Here is a 25,634-nt window from a genome sequence, read left to right as displayed (position 1 = left end):
TCGCTCCCCCCGTTCAAGTCGGTGGATGCCCAATTGTCGGGCTTGGCGAACATTGAAGCGCATCCCTGTCATTCCGGGGCGCGACGAAAGTCGCGAGCTACGATGCGCAATTGCGCATCTGAGAATCCATAACCACCAGCGGGAGTATGGATTCCGGGCTCGTCGCTTTGCGACGCCCCGGAATGACAGCGCTGGCAAATAGGACTTAAGTCTCCACCAGACCCTTGGTGGAGCCGCTGGCGGTGGAATCCTTGCGGCCGTGAGGCAGCGCCAGATAGGATTCCGAGCTCATCTCGATCAGGCGCGAGGCCGTCCGCTTGAACTCCATGGCCTCGTTGCCCTCGTGGGCGAGGTAGAGCGAGATCGGATTGGCATCGGCCGAGGCCATCAGCTTCACGGCATTGTCATAGAGCGTATCGATCAGCGTGATGAAACGCTTGGCGGCGTTGCGCTGGGAAAAATCCATCACTGGAATATGGTCGACCAGGATGGTGTGATAGTCGTGCGCGAGGCGGAGGTAGTCGGACGCGCCGAGCGGTTTTTCGCAGAGATCCGCAAATCCGAACCGCGCCACGCCATGGGCCGAGCACGGCACGTGCAGGATGCGGCCCTTGAACGAAATATCGCGCGACTTGCATTTGGCGCCGCCGGTCATCTTCGACCAGGCGCGGTCGAGGGCTGCGTCCGCGTCGCCGTCGGCCGGCGTCAGCCACATCGGCACGCCCTGAAGCTTTTCCAGGCGGAAATCCGTGCGCGCATCGAGCCGCAACACGTCCATGTGGTCGGTGATCTGCTTGATGAAGGGCAGGAACAGCGAACGGTTCAGGCCGCCCTTGTAGAGATCGTCGGGTGCGACGTTGGAGGTCGCGACCACCACGGTGCCGAGCTCGAACAGCTTTGCGAACAGGCGGCCGAGGATCATCGCGTCCGCGATGTCGGTGACGTGGAATTCGTCGAAGCAAAGCAGCCAGCTTTCCTCAAAGATCGCGTTCGCGGTCAGCGTGATGACGTCGCCATCGGCGATCTCGCCGCGCGAGATGCCCTGGCGATAATCGTAGATGCGCTCATGCGCTTCCGCCATGAACTCGTGGAAATGCGCGCGGCGCTTGTGCTCGACGGTACTGTGCTGGAAGAACAGGTCCATCAGCATGGTCTTGCCGCGGCCGACTTCGCCATGGACGTAGAGCCCGCGCGGCGCCTCGTCCTTGTCGCCGCTGAACAAACGGCTGAGCAGGCCCTGCTTGCGCTGCGGCTTGTAGTTCGCGAGCCGTTGGTCGAGCGCCGCATAGGCTTCGGCGATGTCGGCCTGCGCAGCATCGGGCTCGATCGCGCCGGACGCGATCTGGGCCTGGTATGCCTCGCGGAATGAGGAACTGGGGGTGGAGAGCATGGCTCTTTACCGCCAGAGATGCGCGGAAATTGCAAGCCGTGAATTGGTGGGCGGGGTATGCGTTCCGCGTCCCGGACGCGCTACGGGAAGCAGTGACGGTGCGCAGAGCGGGGACCCACTATTTCGTACATCCATCGTGGAGCGATGGGCCCCGGCCCAGCAGCGCACCGCCGTAGCGTGTCGAAGACGCGCGTAAACGCGCTGATGGCGCTGCGCCGCGTCCGGGGCACGAGAGCGGTGCTACTCACACAGCTCGTAGGCGTCCTCGACCACATAGGGGCCGCCGCCGGTCGATGCGCGGGACGAGAACAAGACAAACCGTTCGGCCATGAACGCCTTGCTCGGGAAGTAACCGCGCAGCGAGAGATAGTCGGCGACGTCGCGGTCGGACGCGTCGTGCAGCCGGGCCAGCGTGACATGCGGGGTGAACTTGCGCCCCTCAGGGTCGAGGCCGATCCGCTGCATCATGCGTTCGAGCTCGGCCTGCAATTCCATCAGCGGCTTGCTCGGCGCGATGGTCGCGACCACCGCGCGCGGCTTGCGGCCGCCGAAGCTCATGAGCCCCTGCACCTTCACCTCGAAGGGCTTGCGATCAACGCGAAACAGCATCGATGCGATCTCGTTGGCGGACATGCCGTCGATATCGCCGATGAAGCGCAGGGTAACGTGATAATTTTCGGGATCGATCCAGCGGGCGCCGGGAAGGCCGCCCCGCAAATTGGAAAGCGTCTGGCCGATCTCGGCCGGAATTTCCAGACCTGTGAACAAACGCGGCATCGTTTCGCACTCCCGATGCTTGGGCATGATCCCTGGGAAGGATCATATCCAAATTGTAGAGCCGGCGACGAATCACCGGTACCCTGATTCCTATCGCAGTTGTGTGACTCTGCGAAGCATCGCGCGCCTCACCCCGGTAAAACCCTGGGAATTACGGTTAGCGCTGCCCGCTTTTCAGCGGCGCTGCTCGCTTATGTTGCGCAAAAATGCCTCCACGGTGGGCATGATGTTGTTAACGATAATGTCGACGCCGGCCGCGGTCGGATGAATGCCGTCGGCCTGGTTGAGCTTGGCGTCGGCCGCGACACCGTCGAGGAAGAACGGATAGAGCGGCACGTCGAATTTTTTCGCAAGATCCGGATAAATCGAATTGAAGCGCGCGGCGTATTCCGCGCCGTAATTCGGCGGCGCCAGCATGCCGCACAGCATCACCGCGATCTTGCGTGCCTTCAATCGCTGGACGATGTCGGTCAGCGCAGTACGCGTCAAATCGGGGTCGATGCCGCGCAGCGCGTCGTTGGCGCCGAGCTCGATGATCACGCCGTCGGTTCCGTCCGGGACCGACCAGTCGAGCCGGTCACGGCCGCCGGACGAGGTATCTCCGGACACGCCCGCATTGGTCATCTCGACCGCTATGCCTTTGGCCTGCAAGGCTTTTTGAAGTTTTGTGGGGAATGCGTCCTGGGCCGGGAGGCCGAGGCCAGCGCTCAGGGAATCGCCGAGAACGACCAGCTTGACCGGCTTTGCCGCTTCGGCCCATGCCGGATCCGCCACCGTCATCAAAGCGATCATCAACACGGCTATGTGCATGAAGAATCCGTAACGCCTCTCGACCGCGTATGCGGAGTTGCCATATGACCGGACCATGGACAGTCGCATCGAAACCTCTTCGCTCGCCGGCACCGCGCCGGACACCATCGCCATCTCCAACGTCAATCTTTCATTGGGTACGGGCGCGGCACGCGTTCACATCCTCAAGGATATCAGCCTGCGGGTCGCCTCGGGCGAGACGATCGGCCTGATCGGCCCGTCAGGCTCGGGCAAATCCACGCTGCTGATGGTGATGGCGGGGCTGGAGCGTCCTGATAGCGGAGAGGTGGTGGTGTCAGGCACGCCTTTCAATGCCCTCGACGAGGACGCGCTGGCCCGCTTCCGCGGCCGCCAGGTCGGCATCGTCTTCCAGTCCTTCCATCTGATCCCGACCATGACGGCGCTCGAGAACGTCGCCGTGCCGCTCGAACTCGCCGGCAACCCTGACGCTGCAAGACGCGCGGCGCAGGAGCTGCAATCGGTCGGGCTTGGCGATCGCCTGCATCACTATCCGACGCAGCTGTCCGGCGGCGAGCAGCAGCGCGTCGCGCTCGCCCGCGCGCTGGCGCCCGATCCCGCCATCCTCGTCGCGGACGAGCCGACCGGCAATCTCGACGAGGCCACCGGAAAACAAATCGTCGATCTTCTGTTCACCAAATATGCCGAGCGCGGCATGACGCTGGTGCTGGTCACGCACGATTCCTCGCTCGCGCAGCGCTGCGATCGCGTGATCCGCCTGCGCTCCGGCCGCATCGACACCCAGTCTGCACCGGCATGAGCATCGCGGCCGAACCGTTCGCGAAGCCCAACGGCGTCGCGCTGTCGCTGCGCTACGCGCTGCGTGAATTGCGCGGAGGCCTGCGCGGCTTCTATGTCTTCATCGCCTGCATCGCGCTCGGCGTGATGGCCATCGCCGGCGTCGGCTCGGTCTCGGCGAGCCTGAGCGACGGTCTCGCGCGCGAGGGCCGTACGTTGCTCGGCGGCGACGTCTCCTTCGTGCTGTTCCAGCGCGAGGCGAAGCCCGAGGAGGTCTCCTTCCTGCGCTCGCGCGGCACCGTCTCCACCGCCGCGACCTTGCGCGGCATGGCGCGCGCCGCCGACGGCCAGCTCGCGCTGGTCGAGATGAAGGCGGTCGACGACACCTATCCGATGCTGGGTCAGCTGACGCTGGCGCCGCCGCTGCCGATGTCCGACCTGCTCGCGGAGCGCGACGGCGCGTTCGGTGCCGCCGCCGATCCGACGCTGCTGGCGCGGCTGTCGCTGAAGACCGGCGACCGCGTCACCATCGGAAGCGCAACGTTCCAGATCCGCAGCACCGTCGAAGCCGAGCCCGACAAGCTCGCCGGCGGCATCGGTTTCGGGCCGCGCTTCCTGATCAGCGAGGCGGGTCTGCGCGCCACCGGCCTGATCCAGCCCGGCAGCCTGGTGCGCTGGGTGTACCGGGTGAAGCTGCCTGATACCGGCAACAGCGAGCGCGCCACCGACGCCTTCATCGCGGACGCGCGCAACGCCGCGCCGCAGGCCGGCTGGGAGATCCGCAGCCGCTCCAATGCCTCGCCGCAGCTCGAGCGCAACATCAACCGCTTCACGCAATTCTTGACGCTGGTCGGCCTCGCCGCGCTCCTGGTCGGCGGCGTCGGCGTCGCCAATGCCGTCAAGAGCCATATCGACCGCCGGCTCGAGGTCATCGCGGCCTTCAAGGCGGTCGGCGCCACCGGCCGCGACGTGTTCGGCATCTATCTGGCGCAGGTCCTCCTGCTGGCGGGAATTGGCTCGGTGATCGGCCTTGCGCTCGGCGCCGCCATGCCGTTCGCCATCGTCGGCCTGTTCGGAAAACTGCTGCCGCTGCCGGTGGTGCCGGCCGTGCATGCCGACGAGCTCGCGCTGTCCTTCGTCTATGGCCTGCTCACGGCGCTCGCCTTCGGCCTGTGGCCGCTCGGGCGCGTGCACGACGTGCCAGTCGCCGCGCTGTTCCGCGACACCATCAGCTCCGAATGGCACCGGCCGCGCTGGAGCTATGTCGTGTTCATGGCCGTCGTGATCGCGCTGCTGATCGCGGTCGTGATTGGATTGTCCTTCGACAAGCGCATCGCCGCGGTGTTCGTGGCCTCCTCCGTCGTCGTATTCGCCCTGCTCCGCGGCATCGCCGCCCTGCTGATGACGATCGCGCGCCGGCTGCCGCGCACGCGCCTGCCGATGCTGCGGCTGGCGATCGCCAACATCCACCGGCCCGGCGCGCTGACGCCCTCCGTCGTGCTGTCGCTCGGGCTCGGGCTCGCCGTGCTCGTCACCATCACCCAGATCGACGGCAATCTGCGCCGGCAGTTCCTTGCGGCCCTCCCCGAGCACGCGCCGTCGTTCTTCTTCATCGACATCCCGAGCACGCAGGCCGAGCAGTTCGACGGCTATCTGCGCCGGATCGCGCCGGGCGCAAAGGTCGAGGACGTGCCGATGCTGCGCGGCCGCATCGTCGCCGCGCGCGGCGTGCGTGCCGAGGACCTCAAGCCCACCACCGATTCCGAATGGGTGCTGCAAAGCGACCGCGGCCTGACCTATACCGCCGAATTGCCGAAGGGTTCCAAGGTGGTCGAGGGCGAATGGTGGAGCGCCGACTATTCCGGCCCGCTGCTGGTCTCGATGGAGAAGAAGATCGCCGACGGGCTCGGTCTCAAGCTCGGCGACGAGATCGTGGTCAACGTGCTCGGCCGCGACATCCCGGCCAAAATCGGCAATCTGCGCACCATCGACTGGCAGGGCATGGGCATCAATTTCGTGCTGGTGTTCTCGCCCAATGCCTTCAAGGGCGCGCCCCACACCCATATCGCGACGCTGACTGAGGCCGGCGGCACTGCGGCCGGCGACGGCAAGATCATCAGGCAAGTCGCCGACACCTATCCGATGGTGACGAGCGTGCGCGTGCGCGAGGTGATGGAGACGGTCGGCTCGGTCGTGACCAATCTGGCGCTGGCGATCCGCGGCGCCAGCGCGGTGACCCTGATCTCGGCGATCCTGGTGCTGGGCGGCGCGCTCGCCGCCGGCCACCGCCACCGGGTCTACGATGCGGTGATCCTCAAGACCCTCGGCGCGACCCGGCTGCGGCTGCTCGGCGCCTACGCCCTCGAATACCTGCTGATCGGACTTGCCACCGCGGTGTTCGGCGTGATCGCCGGCAGCGTCGCGGCCTGGATGATCGTGACGCGGCTGATGACGCTGAGTTTCGTCTGGCAGGCCGGCAGCGCGGCCGGCGTGGTCGCGGCGGCCCTGGTCGTCACGGTCGGACTTGGGCTCGCTGGGACGCTGCTGGCATTGAACAAAAAGCCCGCCACGGTGTTGCGGAATTTGTGACAAATGGTAGCGGGCGACCCCGCGATGTCGGAATCGCACGATTCCAGCGATTAACCACGTCTGCTCGCCAGGATTGCGGGCGAGGGCGACATTCAGCCGCGCGTGGACGGTTGCAGCGAATGTGTTAGTTTCCCACATATCCAATGGGTTCGGACCCCCGATTATGAGCCAGAATTTAGTCGGCACAGATCGGTATCCGAGATAGAATTTGACGAACCGGCGGCATGGCGACCCTCATGCCGGACCGGGCTAACCAACGGGAATTCGACCATGTCGGACCTAGACCGTAACTACGCTTCTCCTTTCGGCAGGGCCGCCGGGCGTGTTGACGCCGCGACGGTCGATGCCGGCCTGCGCGCCTATATGCTGCGCATCTACAATTACATGAGCATCGGCCTCGCCATCACCGGCCTGGCCGCGCTCGGCGTCTATATGGCCGCCGTGACCGACGTTCCGACCCCGGAGGCCGTCCGCGTTGGCAAGCTGTTCCTGACGCCGTTCGGCTACGCGATGTTCGTCAGCCCCCTGAAGTGGCTGTTCATGCTCGCGCCACTCGCGATGGTGTTCGTGATCTCGGCGGGCATCAACCGTCTCGCCCCCTCGACCGCGCAGATCCTGTTCTGGGTGTTCGCGGCGCTGATGGGCATCTCGCTGTCCTCGATCTTCCTGGTGTTCACGCACACCTCGATCGTGCGGGTGTTCTTCATCACCGCGGCCACGTTTGGCGCACTGAGCCTCTACGGCTACACCACCAAGCGTGATCTGACCGGGATGGGCTCGTTCCTGTTCATGGGCCTGATCGGCATCATCATCGCGAGCCTGGTCAACCTGTTCCTGGCGAGCACGATGCTGCAGTTCATCGTCTCGGTGGTGGGCGTGCTGGTGTTCGCGGGCCTCACCGCCTGGGATACCCAGCGGCTGAAGAACGACTACATCTACGGCTACGCCTCGGCCGGCGGTGACATCGCAGAGCGTGCGGCCATCACCGGCGCACTGTCGCTGTACCTGAACTTCATCAACCTGTTCACGCTGCTCCTGCAGCTCCTTGGCCAGCGCGACTAAGCGCTTCGACGAGAGAACGGATACGAACCCCGGCCGAGAGGCCGGGGTTTTTGTTTGGGCCGGGATGCGCGACGCCCCCCCGCTTGTCATCGCCCGCCTTGTGCGCAATTGCGCACTGGGGCGGGCGATCCAGTACGCCGCAGCGGCTCGGTTCTAGCCGCGCTGTCTCGGAGTACTGGATGCCCCCCTGCGCGGGGCATGACAGCGGAGAAGATTGGAGGGCTGCTGCGCTGGCAATGACGGAGCATGGGGAAGCGGCGTTGCCCCTTCCAGTGACCGCGGGAAGGCTCTAATCTCGCCGCCATGTCCGCACCTGAGATCAGGCCCGCCATTGAGGCCGACCTTCCCGCCATCACCGCCATCTACAAGCAGGCCGTCCGCGAGGGCACCGCGACATTCGAGCTGGCGCCGCCGGATCTGGCCGAGATGACGCGCCGCTACCGCGCGCTGATCGACGGCGGCTATCCCTATTTCGTCGCCATCCTCGATCGTAGCGTCGCCGGCTATGCCTATGCCGGCGCCTACCGACCGCGGCCGGCCTACCGCTTCACGGTCGAGAACTCGATCTATCTCGATCCCGCGTTCCACCGCCGCGGCATCGGCTCATTGCTGCTGGACCGGCTGATCGCTGAATGCGAGGCGCGCGGCTTCCGCCAGATGATCGCGGTGATCGGCGATTCCGCCAATGCCGGCTCGATCGGCGTGCACACGCGCGGCGGTTTCAAGATGATCGGCACGCATCCCAATGTTGGCCTGAAATTCGGCCGCTGGCTCGACACGGTGATGATGCAGCGGGATCTGGGCGAGGGCGCGAGTACGGTGCCGAAATAACCTCGGTCTCGTAGGGTGGGCAAAGCGACTTGTCCGCCGTAGCTCGGAGAGCGAAGGCGGAAGCGTGCCCAGCATGCCCGGTGATTGAGGAAAGATGGTGGGCACGGCGCGGTGCGCCTTTGCCCACACTACGGCACCGTCCGTAAGGCTAAACCACCGCCAATTTTCGATCGATCACCAGCAGCACGCGCTCGAGCTCGTGGCCGCGGCGCAGGATCAGGCCGGTCGCCGAGATCACGCTGTACATGCCCTGCTTGCGCGCCAGCCGCGGGTCCTTCTCGATGCGATAGATCGGCACCTCCGAGGCGCGGCGGAAGACCGAGAACACCGCGCGGTCCTTCAGGAAGTCGATGGCATAGTCGCGCCACTCGCCGTCGGCGACCATGCGGCCGTACAGGTTGAGGATGCGGTTCAGTTCCAGCCGGTTGAATGTCACCCGGTTGGGTTGGGCATTCGCAGCGGTGGGGCGCGCCACGGCGCGCTGCTCGCTCGGATCGGCATCCTCCGGCGTCAGACTCATCGAGCGCCTCCTCATCTCGCGGCATGATCGCATCCGCGAAGGACCGTCCCCGGAACCGCGGATCATGACAATTGCATGATCGCGCCAACTGTTCCCCGCCGCAAGGGGCTCTTCACTCAACTGATTGAATCGGGTGCGAATCGGAGCACACGCAGGAGTGGAATTCTGTCGCGGCAAACCGTCACGGGATCGTTAGAAGGAATCTTGATATCGCCGCTTTTCCGCCAAGCGCCTGCCGCCCTGCATTGCGAAAAGACCTGTGTGCGTTGACCCGGTCCTTTCGGTTCCGGATTCCTCAGCCCCCAGCCCCCCGGGGCCGTCAGGATCGGGTCTGTACGCGCGACAAGGAGGGCCAACGCAAGTTGGTCCTTTTTGGTTTGTGCCGAGATGTTTCCGGCACGACCAACTTCTCTCTGATTAACGCGAAGACAACTCTCACCCCTCATCGTGGGGAGCCGCGAAGCGGTGACTCGCAGGATGAAGGCCGCGCTGCATCAGCCGCGCCTGCATGGTTCTCGCGGCGATGCGTAGCATCGTCCGCCTCGCGCGCGAGGGCGCGCTCCTCACCATGAGGCGTGAGAGCGAGTGCGACGTTGGCGAGAGAGATCGGATCTAGTGCAGCGACGTGTACGCCGCGCCAAGCATCGCACCCGGCTTCTCACGGCTGCCGTCCTGGACATAGACCACAGCGCCGTCGACGCCGTCGCGCGTGAGATTTTCCAACGGCACCGTCCAGCTTTCCGGACGCCCGTTCCAGTCGCCGACCTTGAGCAGGTTGCGCACGACGTTGTGATAGGTGATCTGCTGTCCGCGATTTTCGCCGCGGCTGATTGCGATCGGCACCGATTTCGTGATCGAGCAGATCCAGACCTCACCGTGCGAGACCGCCGACTCCTTGCTCGCCGCCACCGACACGTTGATCTGCTTGCCTGCAAGCGACATCGTCACCGGCACGCTCATTACGCCTGTGCCGTTGTCGGTCTTGCCGATCGCGCTCTCGATGCCGGCGCGATCGCTGCCGATGACATGCGTCGAACCGTTGACCACGACTTGCGGCGTATAGACCTCGCGGTCGCCGCGCATGCGCGAATAGGCGCGCTGCCGCGCCGAGAAGCGCGAATCCGCAAGCGTGTCCTTCCAGCCGAGATAATCCCAATAGTCGATCGGCATGCTCAGCGCGATGATCGACGGGTCGTTGGAGAGATCGCCGATGACCTGGTCGGCGGGCGGGCAGGAGGAGCAGCCCTGCGATGTGAAGAGCTCGACTACGGCGCGAGGATCAGCCTCGGCGGGACGGATGACGGCGACGATGGCGCAGATACCAAGTGCTCCCGACCAGAGTGCACCGGACCAGCGCGAAACCAGATTAGAAGCCATCATTGCAGTCATGTTGAACGTCACACCTCGCACGCGTGGGGGAAGATCCTATCGCCTGATGGTCACCGTAGTCTTACGGGCATCGTACACTCAACCGTCCGGGGCGAGGTTTTCCGCCGGGCGGGACCATCGGACGCGTGTTCTAACGCACGAAGGCGGCCTTGTGATAGGCCGCCCTCGTTTAACCTTCTACTCACGTCGCGGTGAGCCACCGTTCACAAATTCGCGCTTAGGCCGCGAGCTTGCGCAGCACGTAGTGCAGAATGCCGCCGTTCCGGTAGTAATCGAGCTCATCCAGCGTATCGATGCGGCAAAGCAGCGAAACCCGCTGCAACGAACCGTCGCCGGAGACGATCTCCGCGGTCAGCTTCTGACGCGGCTTCAGGTCGCCGACCAGGCCGCGCAGCGTGACCTTCTCGTCGCCCTTCAGGCCGAGCGACGACCAGGAGGTGCCTTCCTCGAAGGTCAGCGGCAGCACGCCCATGCCGACCAGGTTGGAGCGGTGGATACGCTCGAAGCTCTGGCAGATCACGGCGCGGACGCCGAGCAGGCGCGTGCCCTTCGCAGCCCAGTCGCGCGAGGAACCGTTGCCGTATTCGGCACCGGCGAACACCACCAGCGGCACCTGCTCCTGCTGGTACTTCATCGCGGCGTCGTAGATCGACATCTGCTCGCCGTCGGGCCAGTGCTTGGTGAGACCGCCTTCCGGGATATTTCCGTCAGCGCCCTTCAGCATGAAGTTCTTGATGCGGATGTTGGCGAAGGTGCCGCGCATCATCACTTCATGGTTGCCGCGACGCGTGCCGTACTGGTTGAAGTCGGCCGGACGCACCTGGTGTTCGCTGAGATATTTGCCGGCGGGCGAGGTGAGCTTGATCGAACCGGCCGGCGAGATGTGGTCGGTGGTGATCTTGTCGCCGAACATGGCGAGGATGCGCGCCTCGATGATGTCGGTGACCGGCTCCGGCTCCTTCTTCATGCCGTCGAAATAGGGCGGGTTCTGCACATAGGTCGAGCTCATGTTCCAGCGGTAGGTCTCGCTCTCGACCGTCTTGATCTTGCGCCAGTTGGTGTCGCCCTTGAACACGTCGGCATACTTCTTCTTGAAGATCGACGCGGTCACGAACTTCTTCATGAAGGCGTTGATCTCCTTCGTCGTCGGCCAGATGTCCTTGAGGTACACCGGCTTGCCGTCCTTGCCTTCACCGAGCGGCTCGACGGCGAGGTTCTTGGTGACGCTGCCCGCAAGCGCGTGGGCGACGACCAGCGGCGGCGAAGCGAGATAGTTCGCCTGCACGTCCGGCGAGACGCGGCCTTCGAAGTTGCGGTTGCCGGAGAGCACGGCGGCCGCGACGATGCCGTTGTCGTTGATCGACTTCGAGATCTCCTCGGGCAGCGGACCGGAATTGCCGATGCAGGTGGTGCAGCCGAAGCCGACCAGGTTGAAGCCGACCTTGTCGAGATCGGCCTGCAGACCGGAATCGGCGAGATAGGCCGCGACCACCTGGCTGCCCGGGGCGAGCGACGTCTTCACCCACGGTTTTGCCTTGAGGCCCTTGGCGGCAGCGTTGCGCGCAAGCAGGCCGGCGCCGATCAAGACGCTCGGATTCGAGGTGTTGGTGCAGGAGGTGATGGCGGCGATCACGACGTCGCCATGACCGATCTCGAAGTTCTTGCCGTCGACGGCAAAGCGCTTCCCGGGCTCGTCGGTCTTCTTGTACTCGGTGCCGAGCGCGAGCGAAAAGCCTTCGGCGACCGACGGCAGCGCGATGCGGCCTTCGGGACGCTTCGGACCGGCCATCGAGGGAACGACGTCGCCGAGGTCGAGGGTCAGCGTTTCCGTGAACACCGGATCGGCCGACTTGGCGGTGCGGAACAGGCCCTGCGCCTTGGCATAGGCCTGCACCAGCGCGACGCGCGCCGGAGCGCGGCCGGAGGTCTTGAGGTAATCGAGCGCAGCAGCGTCGACCGGGAAGAAGCCGCAGGTCGCGCCATATTCCGGCGCCATGTTGGCGATGGTCGCCTTGTCGGCGACGGACAGGTGATCAAGGCCGGGACCGAAGAACTCGACGAACTTGCCGACCACGCCGAGCTTGCGCAGCATCTGCGTCACGGTCAGCACGAGGTCGGTGGCGGTGACGCCTTCCTTCATCGCGCCCTTCAGCTTGAAGCCGACGACGGTGGGCAGCAGCATCGACAGCGGCTGGCCGAGCATGCAGGCTTCCGCCTCGATGCCGCCGACGCCCCAGCCGAGCACGGCGAGACCGTTGACCATGGTGGTGTGGGAGTCGGTGCCGACCAGCGAGTCGGGATAGGCGACCTCGAAGGTGCCGGTCTTCTTGCCGACCGTCATCTTCTCCTTCTTGGTCCAGACCGTCTGGGAGAGATATTCGAGATTGACCTGATGGCAGATGCCGGTGCCGGGCGGCACGACCGAGAAGTTCGAGAACGCCTTCTGGCCCCACTTCAGGAACTCGTAGCGCTCCTGGTTCTGCTTGTATTCCTCGGTGACGTTCTTGCCGAAGGCCTTGTTGTCGCCGAAGAAATTCACGATCACGGAGTGGTCGATGACGAGGTCGACCGGCACCAGCGGGTTGATCTTCTCGGCATCGCCGCCGAGCTTCTGCATCGCGTTGCGCATCGCGGCGAGATCGACCACGGCCGGCACGCCGGTGAAATCCTGCATCAGCACGCGGGCCGGGCGGAATGCGATCTCATGCTCCAGCGACTTCTTGCGCAGCCACTTCGACACCGCCACGATGTCTTCCTTCTTGACCGTGCGGCCGTCCTCGTTGCGCAGGAGGTTCTCGAGCAGAACCTTCATCGAATAGGGGAGTTTCGAAATTCCCTTCAGACCATTCTTCTCGGCCGTGGGCAGGCTGTAATAGACATAGGTCTTGGCGCCGACCTTGAGGGTCTTTTTGCATTTGAAGCTGTCGAGCGAGGTCATGTAGGAAATCCCAATTGTTAGTTATACCCGGCAAGGGGTATTTTAACACCGTCAGCGAGTCCGGCTGGGTCGCTTGCAGGGGCAGGTTAAGTTGCTGCATCAAGTAGTTCCGGGCTTATAGAAGCTTTCTAACCGCGCCGCCACAGCCACAAACGTGCCGCAGCAATCCGCGAGCCAAAAATTCCCATGCGCTACCCCAAGATTTCCTGAGGCCAGGCTTTGAGCGGATTGAACCAAGGCAAGATGCAGCTGTCCGGACGCGGGGTCGTCTGCGTGCGCGGCGGCCGCGAGGTGTTCTCCGGGCTCGATTTCGAGGCGGTCTCGGGCGAGGCCGTGGCGGTCGTGGGCCGCAACGGCTCGGGCAAGACCTCGCTGCTGCGGCTGATCGCGGGTCTGCTGATTCCGGCCGGCGGGACAATCGCGCTCGCCGGCGGCGATGCCGAGCTGACGCTGCCGGAGCAGTGCCACTATCTCGGCCATCGCGACGCCCTGAAGCCAGCACTGAGCGTGGCGGAAAACCTGTCATTCTGGGCTGATTTTCTGGGCGGCGAGCGCAGTGATGCGGCCAAGAGCCTCGCCATCGTCGGGCTCGATCACGCCACTCATTTGCCGGCCGCCTTCCTGTCCGCCGGCCAGCGCCGCCGTCTGTCGCTGGCCCGGCTGCTGACGGTGCGCCGCCCGGTCTGGCTGCTGGACGAGCCGACTACGGCGCTGGACGTGGCCGGCCAGGAGATGTTCGAGGGCCTGATGCGGGAGCATCTGGCCCGGGGCGGCATGATCATCGCTGCGACCCATGCGCCGCTCGGCATCGATTCGCGGGAGCTGAGGATTGGGGGTTCAGCATGATTCCGATGGACCCTCAGTTTTCCAAGCGGCCGGGCCCGGCTCTCTCCGTTCCCTCCCCCCTTACGGGGGAGGGTCGGGGAGAGGGGTGCGGCACGGTAGGGCGATTCGGTTCTAGCGCTGGGGAGGCGAGCGCTCTGTCGCTCGCCGTCAGCCCTTCAAAAGCATCTCTCTCGGGGCTACCCCTCTCCCCCGCCCTCCCCCGCAAGGGGGGAGGGAGCGCAGTTTGCCTGGGGCACGAATCAGGCTCCCATGGCGGCCTCGACGTCGGATACACCCCATGACCGCCCTGTCCGCCCTCATCCGCCGGGACATCCGGATCGCGCTCCGCGTCGGCGGTGGGGCATTGATCGGCGTGCTGTTCTTCCTGACCGTCGTCGTCCTGATGCCGTTCGCGGTGGGGCCGGATCTGGCGCTGCTGTCGCGGCTCGGGCCGGCGATCCTGTGGCTCGGCGCGCTGCTGGCAAGCCTGCTCACCCTGGACCGGCTGTTCATGGCCGACCACGAGGACGGCTCGCTCGACCTGATCACGATGAGCCGAACGCCGCTGGAACTCGCCTGCGCCGCCAAGGCGCTGGCGCATTGGCTGGCCGCCGGCCTGCCACTGATTGTCGCAACCCCGGTGCTCGGCCTGCTGCTCAACCTCGACATGGTCGCGACCGGGGCGGTGGCGCTGACGCTCCTGGCCGGTACGCCGGCGCTGACCTTCACCGGCATGATCGGCGCGGCGCTCGCGGTGACGCTGCACCGGGGTGGACTGTTGATGGCCGTGCTGGTGCTGCCGCTGTCGATCCCGGTGCTGATTTTCGGGGTCGCGGCCTCGCAGGCCGTGATCGTCGGTCCCATGACGTTCGGCGCGCCGTTCTCGATCCTGTGCGCGCTGTCGCTGGTCAGCCTCGTCATCGGCCCTTTCGCGGCGGCGGCGAGCCTGCGCCATGGTCTCGATTGAAATGGGCCGGATGCCCTTGACCCCGATCAACTTTCGCTGCGCGCTTTTATGCTGATTGCGTGAGTGCTGACCTGTGATTATCAGAATACCATGACGCTGATCGATCTCGCCAATCCGACACGGTTCCTCGCGCTGACGGCGCGGCTGCTGCCGTGGCTTGTGGCCGCGACCGTCATCCTGCTCACCATCGGCCTCTACCAGTCCGCTCTCGCGCCCGACGACTACCAGCAGGGCGCGACGGTGAAGATCATGTTCATCCACGTGCCCAACGCCTGGCTGTCGATGTTCGTCTGGGGCGTGATGAGCATCGCCTCATTGGGCACGCTGGTGTGGCGGCATCCGCTCGCCGACGTCGCCGCCAAAGCCGCCGCGCCGATCGGCGCCGCCTTCACCTTCCTCGCGCTGCTCACGGGATCGCTGTGGGGCCGGCCGATGTGGGGCACCTATTGGGAATGGGACGCGCGGCTGACCTCGGTGCTGATCCTCTTCCTGATGTATCTCGGCCTGATGGCGCTGTGGCGCGCGGTCGAGGATCCCTCGCGCGCGGCGCGCGCCGCCGCGGTGCTGACGCTGGTCGGCGCGATCAACCTGCCGATCATCAAGTTCTCGGTCGACTGGTGGAACACGCTGCACCAGCCGGCGTCGGTGATGCGCATGGGCGGCTCGACGCTCGACAAATCGTTCCTGATTCCGCTGCTGCTGATGGCCATCGCGTTCACGCTGCTGTTCGTCACGTTGCATATCGCGGCGATGCGCAACGAGATTTTGCGCCGCCGTGTCCGCTCCTTGCAGATGATGCAGGCGAGCCAGAAGGCCGCATGACGATGTCACTTGGTCCCTACGCGTCCTTCATCGTGACGTCCTATGCCGCGGCCGCGCTCGTCGTCGTGATCCTGATCGGCTGGATCGTGCTCGACTATCGCAGCCAGACCGAGCGCCTGCGCGAGCTCGACCGCAGCGGCGTCACGCGCCGCTCCGGACGCAGCGCAACGGACACGCCGTGAGCGATCAATCATGAGCGATCAACCGACTTCCGCTCCGCCGCAGCGCCGCACCTTCCTGATGGTGCTGCCGCTGATCGCCTTCATCGCCCTGGCGCTGCTGTTCTGGTTCCGGCTCGGCAGCGGCGATCCCTCGCGGATTCCGTCCGCGCTGATCGGCCGGCCGGCGCCGCAGACCGCGCTGCCGCCGCTCGAGGGATTGCAGGCCGACAGCGCGCAGGTACCGGGCCTCGATCCCGCCGCGTTCAAAGGCAAGGTCAGCCTGGTCAATGTCTGGGCGTCCTGGTGCGTACCCTGTCATGACGAAGCACCGCTCCTGACCGAACTGGCAAAAGACAAGCGCTTCCAGCTCGTCGGCATCAACTACAAGGACGCGGCCGACAACGCGCGCCGTTTCCTCGGCCGCTACGGCAACCCGTTCGGCCGCGTCGGTGTGGACGCCAACGGCCGCGCCTCGATCGAATGGGGCGTCTATGGCGTGCCGGAGACGTTCGTCGTCGGGCGCGAAGGCACCATCGTCTACAAGCTGGTCGGACCGATCACGCCGGACAATCTGCGCACGGTGTTGTTGCCGCAGATGGAGAAGGCGTTGAAGGCAGGGAGCTGAGCTCCGCTCTCGCGCGAGCGCAGGGGCCAGCACCACGCACCGCTGTCATGCCCCGGCTTGACCGGGGTATCCAGTACGCCGCGGCCTCACCGTATCTCACGACTGTCTCTGGAATACTGGATCGCCCGGTCAAGCCGGGCGATGACAGTTAAGTGTATGGCCGCATTTCAGCTCGCAATGACGAGCTGAGAGACCGTCAGCCCTTCCGCACATCCCCCGCGTCGGCCTCGCTCGCCTCCAGCGACGCCGGCTCGATCCCGTAGCGCTTGGTCAGCGGCATCTGGGCGATGGCGAAGACCATCGTGATCGGCGTGACGCCGAACACCTTGAAGTTCACCCAGAAATCCGTGCTCTGGGTGCGCCAAACGATCTCGTTCAGGATGGCCATGCCGGCGAAGAACAGCGCCCAGCGCAGCGTGAGGATGCGCCAGCCCTGCGGGGTCAGGTTGAACATCTGGTCGAACATGACGGCGATGAAGGAGCGGCCGAACAACAGGCCGCCGCCGAGGATCGCCGCGAACAGGCCGTAGATGATGGTCGGCTTGACCTTGATGAAGGTCTCGTCGTGCAGCACCAGCGTCAGCGTGCCGAACACCAGCACGATCACGCCTGTCACGATCGCCATGATCGGGATATGGCGCGTCACCACATAGGACGCGATCATCGCCGCCACGATCGCGACCATGAAGGCGCCGGTCGCGGCGAACAGATTGAACTTCGCATTCACGAAGAAGAACACGAGCAGCGGACCGAGCTCGGTCGCGAGCTTGAACAGCGGATGCGGCTGGGTCTTGTCCATTCTCAGCTTTCGATTCCGGCGATCGCACGGGCGAAATCGCGCGCGGTGAACGGCGCGAGATCGTCGACGCCTTCGCCGACGCCGATGAAATGCACCGGCAGTTTGAATTTCTCCGCGAGCGCCACCAGAATGCCGCCGCGCGCGGTGCCGTCGAGCTTCGTCATCACGAGGCCGGTGACCCCCGCCGTGCGATGGAAGGCCTCGACCTGCGACAGCGCGTTCTGGCCGACCGTAGCATCAAGCACCAGCAAGACGGCATGCGGCGCAGTGTCGTCCACCTTGCGGATCACGCGCACGACCTTTTCGAGCTCGTTCATCAGCTCGGCCTTGTTCTGCAGGCGGCCGGCGGTGTCGATCAGGAGCACGTCGATGGCCTGCTCCTTCGCTGCCGTCAGCGCGTTGAAGGCGAGGCTTGCCGAATCCGAGCCCTGGGTGCCAGCGATGACCGGCGTCCTGGTGCGCTCGCCCCAGACCTTGAGCTGCTCGATCGCGGCCGCGCGAAACGTGTCGCCGGCGGCCAGCATCACCTTGCGGCCCTCGGATGCGAATTTTTGCGAGAGCTTGCCGATGGTCGTGGTCTTGCCGGAACCGTTGACGCCGACCACGAGGATGACGAACGGCTTCTTGGCCGTATCGATCTCGAGCGGCTTTGCCACCGGCGCCAGCACCTTCTCGACCTCGGTGGCGACGACGTCCTTGACCTCGTCCGCCGAGATCGCCTTGTCGTAGCGGCCCGTGCCGACGGCGTCCGCGATCCGCACCGCGACCGACGTGCCGAGGTCGGCGCGCAGCAGCACGTCCTCGATGTCGTCGAGCATGGCGCGGTCGAGCTTGCGCTTGGTGACGAGGTCGGCGACCGCGGTCCCGAGCGAGGACGAGGTGCGCTTCAGCCCGTTGGACAGGCGGCGCCACCAGCTCAGCTTGGGGGGATCTGACGTGGTATCGTTCATGGTGGCGGTGTGTTAGCCGTTCCGGCTCCCAAACGAAAGTGTTGACCGAAAGTCTTGCAATTGCTCGATGTTCCCGAATTGACCGCCGACGAGATCCTGGCGCGCGTGCTCCATCGCGACGGGCTGATGCTGGTCATCGACAAGCCCGCCGGCCTGCCGGTGCACCGCGGCCCCAAGGGCGGGGCCAATCTGGAAACGTCGTTCGATGCGCTTCGTTTCGGCCTGCCGCGGCCGCCGGTGCTGGCCCACCGGCTGGACAAGGACACCTCCGGTTGCCTCGTGCTCGGCCGCCATCGCAAGGCGACGGCCTCACTCGGCCTCCTCTTCAAGCACGGCAAGATCGGCAAGACCTACTGGACCGTGGTCGAGGGCGGCCCTGCCGAGGACGAAGGCACCATCGACATGCCGCTCGGCCGGCTCAATGCCGAGCGCGGCTGGTGGCAGAAGCCGGACCCGGAAGGGCAGAAAGCCGTCACAAATTGGAAGGTGATGGGCCGGGGCGACGGGCTGACCTGGCTCGCCATGGAACCGGTGACCGGCCGAACCCATCAATTGCGGGTGCATTCGGCGTCGACCGGCTGGCCGATCTTCGGTGATAACATTTACGGCAACGGCCCGCGCTTCGGCGAGCCGCGGCTGCACCTGCATTCCCGCGAGATCGTGGTACCGATCTCCCGGAACAAGGAGCCGATCCGCGTGGTCGCGCCGGCCCCGCCCCACATGCACGACAAGCTCCGCGCCTGCGGGTGGAATGGGGAATAGTTTTAGCCCCTCATGGTGAGGAGGCGCATCAGCGCCGTCTCGAACCATGAAGGCCCGACTGTCGCCCGCGGCCATCCTTCGAGACGCCCGCTTCGCGGGCTCCTCAGGATGAGGAGCAGTGGCCGGTCGGGGAGCAAAGCAGTGCTCGCCTTCCGCCCCGTGGTTTACGAAACGTTCAGTGCTCGTCTCTATTGATAGCGATTGCTTAGAACAAGCTTCCGTCATTCGCTCAGGACGAGCAACGCGTCATGTCCACGGCCGAGTTTTCGATCATCGATGAAGTCGAATCAGCGATTCGGCTCGGCTCGGCGGAAAAGCGCCTGGAAACGGCCCGCCGCGTCACCGACCTGTTCCTCTCCTCCGCCGGAAGTTTTGGCAACGAGCAGATCGCGCTGTTCGACGACGTGCTCGAGCGCCTGATCGGCACCATCGAGCTGCGCGCCATCGCCGACATGGGCGCACGCGTTGCGCTGGCCGAGATCAGCGCGCAGCTTGCGCCGATCGCGCAGGCGCCGCCCTCCGTGATCCGCCGCCTCGCCAATAATGACGAAATTCGCATCGCCGGCCCCGTGCTCCAGGAATCCGCGCGCCTCGACGATGGCGAGCTGGTGAAGATCGCCTCCAGCAAGGGCGAATCGCATCTGCTCGCGGTCGCCGGTCGCTGGTGGCTCAAGGAGATCGTCACCGACGCGCTGCTGGCGCGGCGCTATCCCAGCGTCAGCCGGCGGCTTGCCGCCAATCCCGGCGCGCGCGTTTCCGGAAACGGATTTGCCGTCATCGTCGGGCAGGCGGAGGCCGATCCCGAGCTCGCCGTGAGCGTCGGCGTCCGCGTCGACCTGCCGTCCGATTTGCGCCGCCGGTTGCTGCGTTCTGCGACGGATGCCGTGCGCACCCGGCTGCTGTCGCGCGCACCGCCGCATCTGTTCGAGGAGATCCAGGGCGCGATCGCCGCCGTGACCGTCGGTGTCGAGCGCGAGATGTCGGCCGTCCGCGATTTCGAAGGCGCCAAGCGGGCCATCGCAAATCTCAAGGCGACGGGCCAGCTGACCGAGGCGACGCTGCTCGGCTTCGCCACGCAGCGGCGCTACGAGGAAACCGTGGCTGCATTAGCGGCCCTGTCCGGATCGACCGTCGAAGTGATTCGCCCGCTGATGCAGAGCCTGCGCGAGGACGGCTTGCTGGTGCCGTGCAAGGCGGCCCAGCTCAGCTGGGAAACCACAGCCGCCGTGCTCGAGAGTCGCTTTGCCACCGGCGCGATGAAACCCGCCGATATCGCGAGGGCGAAAAGCAATTACGCGCGAATGACGTCGGAGAACGCGCGGCGGACGCTGCGATTCTGGCAGGTGCGGGCGTTGTAGGCCTGCTGCTCATCACACACTCCGCTGTCATTGCCCGCGAAAGCGGGCAATCCAGTATTCCAGAGACGGCAGCGATAGAACCGAGGAGCCGCGGCGTACTGGGTCGCCCGGTCAAGCCGGGCGACGACACTGATTACGTGGTTAGCCGCTCGCCATCGCTGCCGGCGATCATCAGCGGCACCACACGGCCAATACGTTCACCCGCGATCGCCACCGGCAGATAATGCTCCGTGCGGCCCTGGCTGTCGCTCTCGATCAGCACATCGCGCGTCGTACCCACTTCCTCTTGCAGCCGCCGTCGTAATGCCACTTCGCCCGCCGCACGCAGCCGCTTCGCACGCTCCTTGATCGCACCGCCCGCGACCTGCGGCATCCGCGCGGCCGGCGTGCCGGGGCGTGGCGAATACGGGAAGACGTGCAGGAACGTCAGACCGCACTCCTCCACGAGATCCAGCGAGCGCGAAAACATCTCCTCGGTCTCGGTCGGAAAGCCCGCGATGATGTCGGCTCCGAACGCGATGTCCGGGCGCAGGCGGCGGACCTGGTCGCAGAACGCGATCGCGTCGTTGCGCGAATGCCGCCGTTTCATGCGCTTCAAAATCATGTCGTCGCCGGATTGCAGCGACAGGTGCAGATGCGGCATCAGGCGCGCATCGTCGCCGATGGCATCCAGCAGATCGGCATCGGCCTCGATCGAATCGATCGAGGAGATGCGCAGGCGCTTGAGCTCCGGCACGTGCCGCAAGATCTGCTTCGTCAGCATGCCGAGTCTTGGTGCACCCGGCAGGTCGGCGCCATAGCTGGTGAGGTCCACACCGGTCAGCACGATCTCGGCATGGCCGCGCGCAACAAGCGCCCGCACCTGATCGACCACCGCGCCCATCGGCACCGAGCGTGAATTGCCGCGGCCATAGGGGATGATGCAGAACGTGCAGCGATGGTCGCAGCCGTTCTGCACCTGCACGAACACGCGCGGCAGGCCGCTCGCAAAGCCGTCGATCAGATGCGGCGCCATCTCCTTCACCGCCATGATGTCGCTGACGGCGATCTTTTCGCTCGCACCGAGATCGAACGCGGCACGCGCATCGCGCCAGGCTTCGCTGCGCATCTTGTCGTCATTGCCGAGGACGCGATCGACCTCGGCCATGTCTGCGAACATCCGGCTCTGCGTCTGCGCCGCACAGCCGGTGACGACGATGCGCGCGCCCGGTCGTTCGCGCTTCAATTTACGGATCGACTGGCGCGCCTGCGCCACCGCCTCGTTGGTGACGGCGCAGCTGTTGATGACGATGGTATCGGAAAGGCCAGCGCCTTCAGCCTCGCGGCGGATCAATTCGGCCTCGAAGGCATTGAGGCGGCAGCCGAAGGTGACGACGTCGACGGCCATCAGCCGACCGGCGCGAACAGCGCCGGATCGAAGGAGCCCTCATATTCGAAGGTCGCGGGGCCCGTCATCAGCACGTGGTCATCGCTTTCACGCCATTCGATCCCGAGCTTGCCGCCGGGCAGCGCGATCTCGACATTGCCCTCGGTGCGCTTCAGCCGCGCGGCCGCGACCGCGGTCGCGCAGGCCGCCGAACCACAAGCTCTGGTCAGGCCCGCGCCACGCTCCCAGGTGCGGATCGTGACGTGGTCGCGATCGACGATGTGGGCGAGCGTGATGTTGGCGCGTTCGGGGAAGATCGGGTGATTTTCCAGCAGCGGACCGAAACGCTCGAGATCATAGGCGTTGACGTCCTCGACCCAGAAGATCGCATGCGGATTGCCCATGCTCACCACTGAAGGCGAATGCAGGATCGGATTGTCGATCGGCCCGATCTGCAATTCGATGTAGCGGGTGTCGCGAAACTCTTCCGCCAGCGGAATCTCCTGCCAGCCGAACTTCGGCGCGCCCATATCGACGGTGTAGAGATCGGGCGCCGGGCCCTGCCAGCAATTGAGCAGGCCCGCGGCGGTCTCGAACGTTGCCGTGGTCTGCCCGGTCTTCTCGAAGATGCGCCGCACCACGCAGCGCATGCCGTTGCCGCAGGCGCCGGCCTCGGAGCCGTCATTGTTGTAGATGCTGATGAAGGCCTCGGTCCCGTCGAACCGCGGCTTCCGGAGCACCATGAGCTGGTCGTAGGGCACGCCGCCCGGCGCGGACGCGACCGCGCGGGCGTCGTCCGGCGTCACCGGCGCGGCGGAATCACGCATGTCGACAACGACGATCTCGTTGCCGATGCCGTTCATCTTGGCAAATGCGTGGTTGGCCAGAGCGCTCATGAAATGTCCCGAATTTCGCCTGCCTTATATGGCGATCCTTGGCGGCTTGGCCAGTGATTTGCCGCCATAGCCATGACGCATCTGTCATGGGACGAATTCGGCACTCGCGTGTTAGAACGGCAGGGTTCGCGCAATCCGGGACGCGCGGCCGGCTCAAGGCCTTGGGGATGTAAGGCCTTGGCGCATAAGCCCTTGGGGAGAATAGAATGAATCGTTTTTGTCGCCTCGCACTGCTCGCGCTGATCCCGGCAGCGACCATGTCGTTTGGCGTGCCCGGCGCTCTGGCGCAGACCCCGAGCCCGGCGCCCGCCGCGTCGGCCAGCCCTTCGCCGGCTCCGTCGGCCTCGCCCTCCCCGGCCGCAAGTGCGGCACCTGCGCCCGCGGCGGCGCCCTCTCCGGCGCCATCGCCTGCGGCCAGCGCTTCGCCCTCACCCGCTCCGGCGGCCCCGCCGCCCGCTGCGGCCGCGACGCCCGCCCCGGTGCAGACCGCCGATCCCTTTGGCCTGGAGACCACGCTCGAGCCGAAGAAGGTCGTGATGGTCAAGGGCACTGCCAATTGGGATTCGGCCTTCGACACGCTGATCGACGCTTTCAAGGCGCTGAACACGCTGCTGGACAAGCAGGGCATCAAGCCCGCCGGCAATTCGATGATCGTCTACACCTCGACCGACGACACCGGCTTCACCTTCCTGGCCGAGATCCCGGTCGAGCAGGACCCGAAGAACCTGCCCAAGGACATGAGCATCGGCAAATCGCCCGAAGGCAAGGCGCTGAAATTCGTTCATCGCGGCTCCTACGACAACATGGACAACACCTATGAGGCGATCACCAATCACCTCGACGACAAGAAGCTGGAAGCCAAGGACACCTTTATCGAGGAGTACCTCACCGATCCCCTGAAGACGGCGGAGGACAAGCTCGTGATCAACGTGTTCGTGCCATTGAAGTGAGAGAGATGAAGAAGCCTGCCGTCCTTTTTACGTCCCTTGCCGCCGCTTTCGCCGCCACGCTGCTGGCGACGCCCGCACGCGCGGACGATTTTCCCTCCGCGATCTCGGTGAGCGGCGAAGCCACGATCTCCGCGGCGCCCGATCTCGCGCAGATCGACGCCGGCGTCGCCAACGACGCCAAGTCGGCGAAGGAAGCCTCCGACGCCAACAACGCCGCGATGGGCAAGGTACTGCTGGCGCTGAAGGGCGCTGGCATCGCCGAGAAGGACTATCAGACCTCGCGCCTGTCCTTGCAGCCGCAATACGGCCAGAACAAATCCACCGGCGCTTCGCCCGTGGTCGGGTTCCGCGCCTCTAACCGCGTTACCGTGAAGATCCGCGACGTGACCAAGGTCGCTGGCATCATCGACACGCTGGTCGGCGCCGGCGCCAACGACATCGGCAACATCTCCTTCGAGGTGACGCAGGCCTCAAAGCTGCTCGACGACGCCCGCGAACAGGCGGTTGTGGACGCCCGCCGCAAGGCCGAGATCTATGCCAAGGCCACCGGCGTCACGCTCGGCTCGCCGCTCAGCGTATCCGAGGGCGGCGCTCCGGTGCCGCTGTTCAAGGCAAGAATGGCGACCGCGCCGATGGCGGCGCCCGCGGCAGTCGCCCCGGGCGAGGAAACGCTGTCGGTGACGGTGAATGTCAGCTGGGCGATTATTCGCCCTGAAGGCAAATAAGTCTCTTGTCCCGGACGCGCTGCAGCGTGAAACGCCGCTGCGCAGGGCCGGGACCCAGAAAGCCAACGGCACGTGCTGCTGCATGGGCCCCGGCTCTGCAGCGCACCGTCGAAGAGACGCTGCGCTGCGTCCGGGGCAAGTTGTGTACGTGGATGGATTTAGATCTCCACCACCTGTCCCGGCTGCATCGCCACGAACCGTTCCTGCGGAAGCTTCGCGGCATCCAACGCTTCGACCAGCGCCTTGGCCGGCGCGTCGATCGCTTCATCGGTCAGCTGGAACGTGCCGTGATGATGCCCGAGCGCGGCTTGCGCGCCGCAATCGGCCAGCGCTTTCACGGCGTCTTCCGGATTCATGTGCTGGTCGCGCATGAACCAGCGCGGTTCGTAGGCGCCGATCGGGAGGATCGCCAGACGCAGCGGCCCGTGCTTCTCTGCGACGCGGCGAAAGTGCCCGCCGTCGCCATAGCCGGAATCGCAGACCACGTAGATTTTCCCCGCCGGTGTCTCCAGCACGAAACTCGCCCACAGTGCCTTGTTGCGATCGAACATGCCGCGCGCCGACCAGTGCCGGGTCGGCACCAGCGTCACGGCGATGCCGCCGCCGAGCTCGACGCGATCGTGCCAGTCGAAGGCCTCCACCTTGATGGAGGAGTCGGCGCTGCGCATCGTTACGTCGTTGCCGAGTGGCGTCACCACGCGCGGCGCAAAGTTCTTGGCAAGCCGCGACAGCGTCGCGATGTCCAGATGATCGTAATGACCGTGCGAGACCAGCACGACGTCGATCTTCGGCAGCTTCTCGAACGCGATACCGGGGTCGTTGTGCCGCTTCGGTCCGGCAAAGCTGACGGGCGAGACCCGCGAGGACCAGACGGGATCGACGAGGATGTTGAGGCCGCCGGCCTGGACCAGCCAGCTGACGTGGCCGACGAAGGAGAGCCGCACCTTGTCGCCCTCGACGCGCTGCGGCGGCGTGTCGGCATGGGGGTTGGGCACCCAGTCGGGCCAGTCCGCGCGCTGCCCCCGGCCACCTAATTGCCACCGCAGCACCTCGCCGAGCGATCTCGGCGGCGCCCCGTCGGGATCGAAGAAGGTCAGGCCGTCAAAATGGTCGGAGACCGGGCCGTCATAGGTTTTCATGCGGGACATCCAGAGGGGCGGAACACCAACCAGCGCGGCGCCACCGGCGAGCGATCCAAAGAGGCGGCGGCGGGTGATCGGCACAAGCGGGCTTCAGGGATGGTAACGGAGGTAAGTCATCGTCTTCTATATGGGCGGAGCCCAGGCAAAAGGAACCGGCCGCGAAAAGTTCCGTATTCTCAGGGCCTTGCCCTGGCAAAGGCACCCCGGCACCCTAACTTTCCTTG

Annotated in this window: 24 protein-coding genes; 13 read left to right on the top strand and 11 right to left on the bottom strand. The window is 65.4% G+C overall.

Annotated features, from left to right (window positions below):
- Positions 1 to 205: 205 nt before the first annotated feature.
- The 3 genes from zapE to AB7531_RS02350 all read right to left on the bottom strand — a co-directional run bounded on the left by zapE (position 206) and on the right by AB7531_RS02350 (position 2,977).
- The gene (gene zapE, locus AB7531_RS02360; RefSeq protein ID WP_063980411.1) at positions 206 to 1,390 is read right to left on the bottom strand and encodes a cell division protein ZapE; all 1,185 of its coding nucleotides are present in this window, start codon (positions 1,388 to 1,390) and stop codon (positions 206 to 208) included.
- A 240-nt stretch (positions 1,391 to 1,630) separates the two neighbouring features.
- Positions 1,631 to 2,167: an RNA 2',3'-cyclic phosphodiesterase gene (gene thpR / locus AB7531_RS02355; protein ID WP_063985994.1), complete on the bottom strand. Its 537-nt coding sequence runs from the start codon at positions 2,165 to 2,167 to the stop codon at positions 1,631 to 1,633.
- Between the two features lie 174 nt (positions 2,168 to 2,341).
- A complete protein-coding gene (locus AB7531_RS02350) occupies positions 2,342 to 2,977 on the bottom strand; it encodes an arylesterase (protein WP_063985993.1) in 636 nt (211 codons plus the stop codon).
- A 55-nt stretch (positions 2,978 to 3,032) separates the two neighbouring features.
- Here AB7531_RS02350 and AB7531_RS02345 point away from each other — a divergent pair, with 55 nt between their 5' ends.
- The 4 genes from AB7531_RS02345 (at position 3,033) to AB7531_RS02330 (ending at position 8,215) form a co-directional block, all read left to right on the top strand.
- Positions 3,033 to 3,755 (top strand): ABC transporter ATP-binding protein, encoded by a 723-nt coding sequence (locus tag AB7531_RS02345; RefSeq protein ID WP_441279877.1) that lies wholly within the window; start codon positions 3,033 to 3,035, stop codon positions 3,753 to 3,755.
- The gene (locus AB7531_RS02340; protein ID WP_063980409.1) at positions 3,752 to 6,322 is read left to right on the top strand and encodes an ABC transporter permease; all 2,571 of its coding nucleotides are present in this window, start codon (positions 3,752 to 3,754) and stop codon (positions 6,320 to 6,322) included. The genes AB7531_RS02345 and AB7531_RS02340 overlap by 4 nt, the downstream gene beginning before the upstream one ends.
- 270 nt (positions 6,323 to 6,592) lie before the next feature.
- Positions 6,593 to 7,384: a Bax inhibitor-1/YccA family protein gene (locus AB7531_RS02335; RefSeq protein ID WP_014490629.1), complete on the top strand. Its 792-nt coding sequence runs from the start codon at positions 6,593 to 6,595 to the stop codon at positions 7,382 to 7,384.
- Positions 7,385 to 7,687: 303 nt separating this feature from the next.
- The gene (locus tag AB7531_RS02330) at positions 7,688 to 8,215 is read left to right on the top strand and encodes a GNAT family N-acetyltransferase (protein WP_063980408.1); all 528 of its coding nucleotides are present in this window, start codon (positions 7,688 to 7,690) and stop codon (positions 8,213 to 8,215) included.
- A 148-nt stretch (positions 8,216 to 8,363) separates the two neighbouring features.
- Here the strand turns inward: AB7531_RS02330 and AB7531_RS02325 are convergent, their stop codons facing one another.
- From AB7531_RS02325 to acnA, 3 genes are all read right to left on the bottom strand, one after another.
- Positions 8,364 to 8,735, bottom strand: coding sequence for a DUF2794 domain-containing protein (locus tag AB7531_RS02325; RefSeq protein ID WP_063980407.1), 372 nt, complete (start codon positions 8,733 to 8,735; stop codon positions 8,364 to 8,366).
- Between the two features lie 612 nt (positions 8,736 to 9,347).
- Positions 9,348 to 10,124, bottom strand: a complete 777-nt coding sequence (locus tag AB7531_RS02320; RefSeq protein ID WP_063985992.1) for a DUF1223 domain-containing protein — start codon at positions 10,122 to 10,124, stop codon at positions 9,348 to 9,350.
- A gap of 217 nt (positions 10,125 to 10,341) precedes the next feature.
- Positions 10,342 to 13,062: an aconitate hydratase AcnA gene (gene acnA, locus AB7531_RS02315; protein ID WP_063980406.1), complete on the bottom strand. Its 2,721-nt coding sequence runs from the start codon at positions 13,060 to 13,062 to the stop codon at positions 10,342 to 10,344.
- 243 nt (positions 13,063 to 13,305) lie between these two features.
- Here acnA and ccmA point away from each other — a divergent pair, with 243 nt between their 5' ends.
- From ccmA to AB7531_RS02290, 5 genes are all read left to right on the top strand, one after another.
- The gene (ccmA, locus tag AB7531_RS02310) at positions 13,306 to 13,908 is read left to right on the top strand and encodes a heme ABC exporter ATP-binding protein CcmA (RefSeq protein ID WP_063985991.1); all 603 of its coding nucleotides are present in this window, start codon (positions 13,306 to 13,308) and stop codon (positions 13,906 to 13,908) included.
- A gap of 277 nt (positions 13,909 to 14,185) precedes the next feature.
- Positions 14,186 to 14,854 carry a heme exporter protein CcmB gene (gene ccmB / locus AB7531_RS02305; protein WP_028150494.1) on the top strand — a complete coding sequence of 223 codons (669 nt, stop codon included), beginning with the start codon at positions 14,186 to 14,188 and terminating at the stop codon, positions 14,852 to 14,854.
- Positions 14,855 to 14,944: 90 nt separating this feature from the next.
- Positions 14,945 to 15,676 (top strand): heme ABC transporter permease, encoded by a 732-nt coding sequence (locus tag AB7531_RS02300; RefSeq protein ID WP_063980405.1) that lies wholly within the window; start codon positions 14,945 to 14,947, stop codon positions 15,674 to 15,676.
- Positions 15,673 to 15,858 carry a heme exporter protein CcmD gene (gene ccmD / locus AB7531_RS02295; RefSeq protein WP_014490637.1) on the top strand — a complete coding sequence of 62 codons (186 nt, stop codon included), beginning with the start codon at positions 15,673 to 15,675 and terminating at the stop codon, positions 15,856 to 15,858. The genes AB7531_RS02300 and ccmD overlap by 4 nt, the downstream gene beginning before the upstream one ends.
- 10 nt (positions 15,859 to 15,868) lie before the next feature.
- Positions 15,869 to 16,462 (top strand): DsbE family thiol:disulfide interchange protein, encoded by a 594-nt coding sequence (locus AB7531_RS02290; protein ID WP_063980404.1) that lies wholly within the window; start codon positions 15,869 to 15,871, stop codon positions 16,460 to 16,462.
- Positions 16,463 to 16,658: 196 nt separating this feature from the next.
- Here the strand turns inward: AB7531_RS02290 and AB7531_RS02285 are convergent, their stop codons facing one another.
- Together AB7531_RS02285 and ftsY are read right to left on the bottom strand one after the other, a co-directional pair.
- Positions 16,659 to 17,261, bottom strand: a complete 603-nt coding sequence (locus AB7531_RS02285) for a septation protein A (RefSeq protein ID WP_063980403.1) — start codon at positions 17,259 to 17,261, stop codon at positions 16,659 to 16,661.
- Between the two features lie 2 nt (positions 17,262 to 17,263).
- On the bottom strand, positions 17,264 to 18,211 hold the full coding sequence (gene ftsY / locus AB7531_RS02280; RefSeq protein WP_063980402.1) for a signal recognition particle-docking protein FtsY: 948 nt from the start codon (positions 18,209 to 18,211) through the stop codon (positions 17,264 to 17,266).
- A 60-nt stretch (positions 18,212 to 18,271) separates the two neighbouring features.
- Between ftsY and AB7531_RS02275 the strand changes: the two genes are divergently transcribed.
- Together AB7531_RS02275 and AB7531_RS02270 are read left to right on the top strand one after the other, a co-directional pair.
- Positions 18,272 to 18,973: an RluA family pseudouridine synthase gene (locus AB7531_RS02275; protein ID WP_063985990.1), complete on the top strand. Its 702-nt coding sequence runs from the start codon at positions 18,272 to 18,274 to the stop codon at positions 18,971 to 18,973.
- Between the two features lie 248 nt (positions 18,974 to 19,221).
- Positions 19,222 to 20,331, top strand: coding sequence for a DUF2336 domain-containing protein (locus tag AB7531_RS02270; RefSeq protein WP_063980401.1), 1,110 nt, complete (start codon positions 19,222 to 19,224; stop codon positions 20,329 to 20,331).
- 133 nt (positions 20,332 to 20,464) lie between these two features.
- On the opposite strand, the gene mtaB is transcribed toward AB7531_RS02270, so the two are convergent.
- Together mtaB and dapF are read right to left on the bottom strand one after the other, a co-directional pair.
- Positions 20,465 to 21,718, bottom strand: coding sequence for a tRNA (N(6)-L-threonylcarbamoyladenosine(37)-C(2))-methylthiotransferase MtaB (mtaB, locus tag AB7531_RS02265; protein ID WP_063980400.1), 1,254 nt, complete (start codon positions 21,716 to 21,718; stop codon positions 20,465 to 20,467).
- Positions 21,718 to 22,593, bottom strand: coding sequence for a diaminopimelate epimerase (gene dapF / locus AB7531_RS02260; RefSeq protein ID WP_441279876.1), 876 nt, complete (start codon positions 22,591 to 22,593; stop codon positions 21,718 to 21,720). The genes mtaB and dapF overlap by 1 nt, the downstream gene beginning before the upstream one ends.
- A gap of 206 nt (positions 22,594 to 22,799) precedes the next feature.
- On the opposite strand from dapF, the gene AB7531_RS02255 reads away from it, so the two are divergent.
- Together AB7531_RS02255 and AB7531_RS02250 are read left to right on the top strand one after the other, a co-directional pair.
- Complete coding sequence (locus AB7531_RS02255; protein ID WP_071908659.1) at positions 22,800 to 23,543, top strand: GyrI-like domain-containing protein; 744 nt, start codon at positions 22,800 to 22,802, stop codon at positions 23,541 to 23,543.
- 5 nt (positions 23,544 to 23,548) lie between these two features.
- Positions 23,549 to 24,268 (top strand): SIMPL domain-containing protein, encoded by a 720-nt coding sequence (locus AB7531_RS02250; RefSeq protein ID WP_063980398.1) that lies wholly within the window; start codon positions 23,549 to 23,551, stop codon positions 24,266 to 24,268.
- 158 nt (positions 24,269 to 24,426) lie between these two features.
- Here AB7531_RS02250 and AB7531_RS02245 read toward each other — a convergent pair whose 3' ends face one another.
- Positions 24,427 to 25,491, bottom strand: coding sequence for an MBL fold metallo-hydrolase (locus tag AB7531_RS02245; protein WP_063980397.1), 1,065 nt, complete (start codon positions 25,489 to 25,491; stop codon positions 24,427 to 24,429).
- Positions 25,492 to 25,634: the final 143 nt, after the last annotated feature.

The organism is Bradyrhizobium sp. 63_E2_N1_3, assembly GCF_052076005.1.
In the GTDB taxonomy this organism is placed as follows: domain Bacteria; phylum Pseudomonadota; class Alphaproteobacteria; order Rhizobiales; family Xanthobacteraceae; genus Bradyrhizobium; species Bradyrhizobium barranii.
The sequence above is the reverse complement of the archived record's forward strand: the minus strand, read 5'-3'. Positions and strand labels throughout refer to the sequence as shown.

Bases quoted from the DNA above. Each gene is read 5' to 3' on its own strand.
- AB7531_RS02255 (WP_071908659.1), top strand. From the start codon at position 22,800: ATGAATCGTTTTTGTCGCCTCGCACTGCTCGCGCTGATCCCGGCAGCG.
- AB7531_RS02285 (WP_063980403.1), bottom strand. From the start codon at position 17,261: ATGGACAAGACCCAGCCGCATCCGCTGTTCAAGCTCGCGACCGAGCTC.
- ccmA (WP_063985991.1), top strand. From the start codon at position 13,306: ATGCAGCTGTCCGGACGCGGGGTCGTCTGCGTGCGCGGCGGCCGCGAG.
- AB7531_RS02290 (WP_063980404.1), top strand. From the start codon at position 15,869: ATGAGCGATCAACCGACTTCCGCTCCGCCGCAGCGCCGCACCTTCCTG.
- AB7531_RS02320 (WP_063985992.1), bottom strand. From the start codon at position 10,124: ATGACTGCAATGATGGCTTCTAATCTGGTTTCGCGCTGGTCCGGTGCA.
- ccmD (WP_014490637.1), top strand. From the start codon at position 15,673: ATGACGATGTCACTTGGTCCCTACGCGTCCTTCATCGTGACGTCCTAT.
- AB7531_RS02335 (WP_014490629.1), top strand. From the start codon at position 6,593: ATGTCGGACCTAGACCGTAACTACGCTTCTCCTTTCGGCAGGGCCGCC.
- dapF (WP_441279876.1), bottom strand. From the start codon at position 22,593: ATGAGCGCTCTGGCCAACCACGCATTTGCCAAGATGAACGGCATCGGC.
- ftsY (WP_063980402.1), bottom strand. From the start codon at position 18,211: ATGAACGATACCACGTCAGATCCCCCCAAGCTGAGCTGGTGGCGCCGC.
- mtaB (WP_063980400.1), bottom strand. From the start codon at position 21,718: ATGGCCGTCGACGTCGTCACCTTCGGCTGCCGCCTCAATGCCTTCGAG.
- AB7531_RS02340 (WP_063980409.1), top strand. From the start codon at position 3,752: ATGAGCATCGCGGCCGAACCGTTCGCGAAGCCCAACGGCGTCGCGCTG.
- AB7531_RS02350 (WP_063985993.1), bottom strand. From the start codon at position 2,977: ATGCACATAGCCGTGTTGATGATCGCTTTGATGACGGTGGCGGATCCG.
- AB7531_RS02345 (WP_441279877.1), top strand. From the start codon at position 3,033: ATGGACAGTCGCATCGAAACCTCTTCGCTCGCCGGCACCGCGCCGGAC.
- thpR (WP_063985994.1), bottom strand. From the start codon at position 2,167: ATGCCGCGTTTGTTCACAGGTCTGGAAATTCCGGCCGAGATCGGCCAG.
- ccmB (WP_028150494.1), top strand. From the start codon at position 14,186: ATGACCGCCCTGTCCGCCCTCATCCGCCGGGACATCCGGATCGCGCTC.
- acnA (WP_063980406.1), bottom strand. From the start codon at position 13,062: ATGACCTCGCTCGACAGCTTCAAATGCAAAAAGACCCTCAAGGTCGGC.
- AB7531_RS02250 (WP_063980398.1), top strand. From the start codon at position 23,549: ATGAAGAAGCCTGCCGTCCTTTTTACGTCCCTTGCCGCCGCTTTCGCC.
- AB7531_RS02330 (WP_063980408.1), top strand. From the start codon at position 7,688: ATGTCCGCACCTGAGATCAGGCCCGCCATTGAGGCCGACCTTCCCGCC.
- AB7531_RS02270 (WP_063980401.1), top strand. From the start codon at position 19,222: ATGTCCACGGCCGAGTTTTCGATCATCGATGAAGTCGAATCAGCGATT.
- zapE (WP_063980411.1), bottom strand. From the start codon at position 1,390: ATGCTCTCCACCCCCAGTTCCTCATTCCGCGAGGCATACCAGGCCCAG.
- AB7531_RS02300 (WP_063980405.1), top strand. From the start codon at position 14,945: ATGACGCTGATCGATCTCGCCAATCCGACACGGTTCCTCGCGCTGACG.
- AB7531_RS02325 (WP_063980407.1), bottom strand. From the start codon at position 8,735: ATGAGTCTGACGCCGGAGGATGCCGATCCGAGCGAGCAGCGCGCCGTG.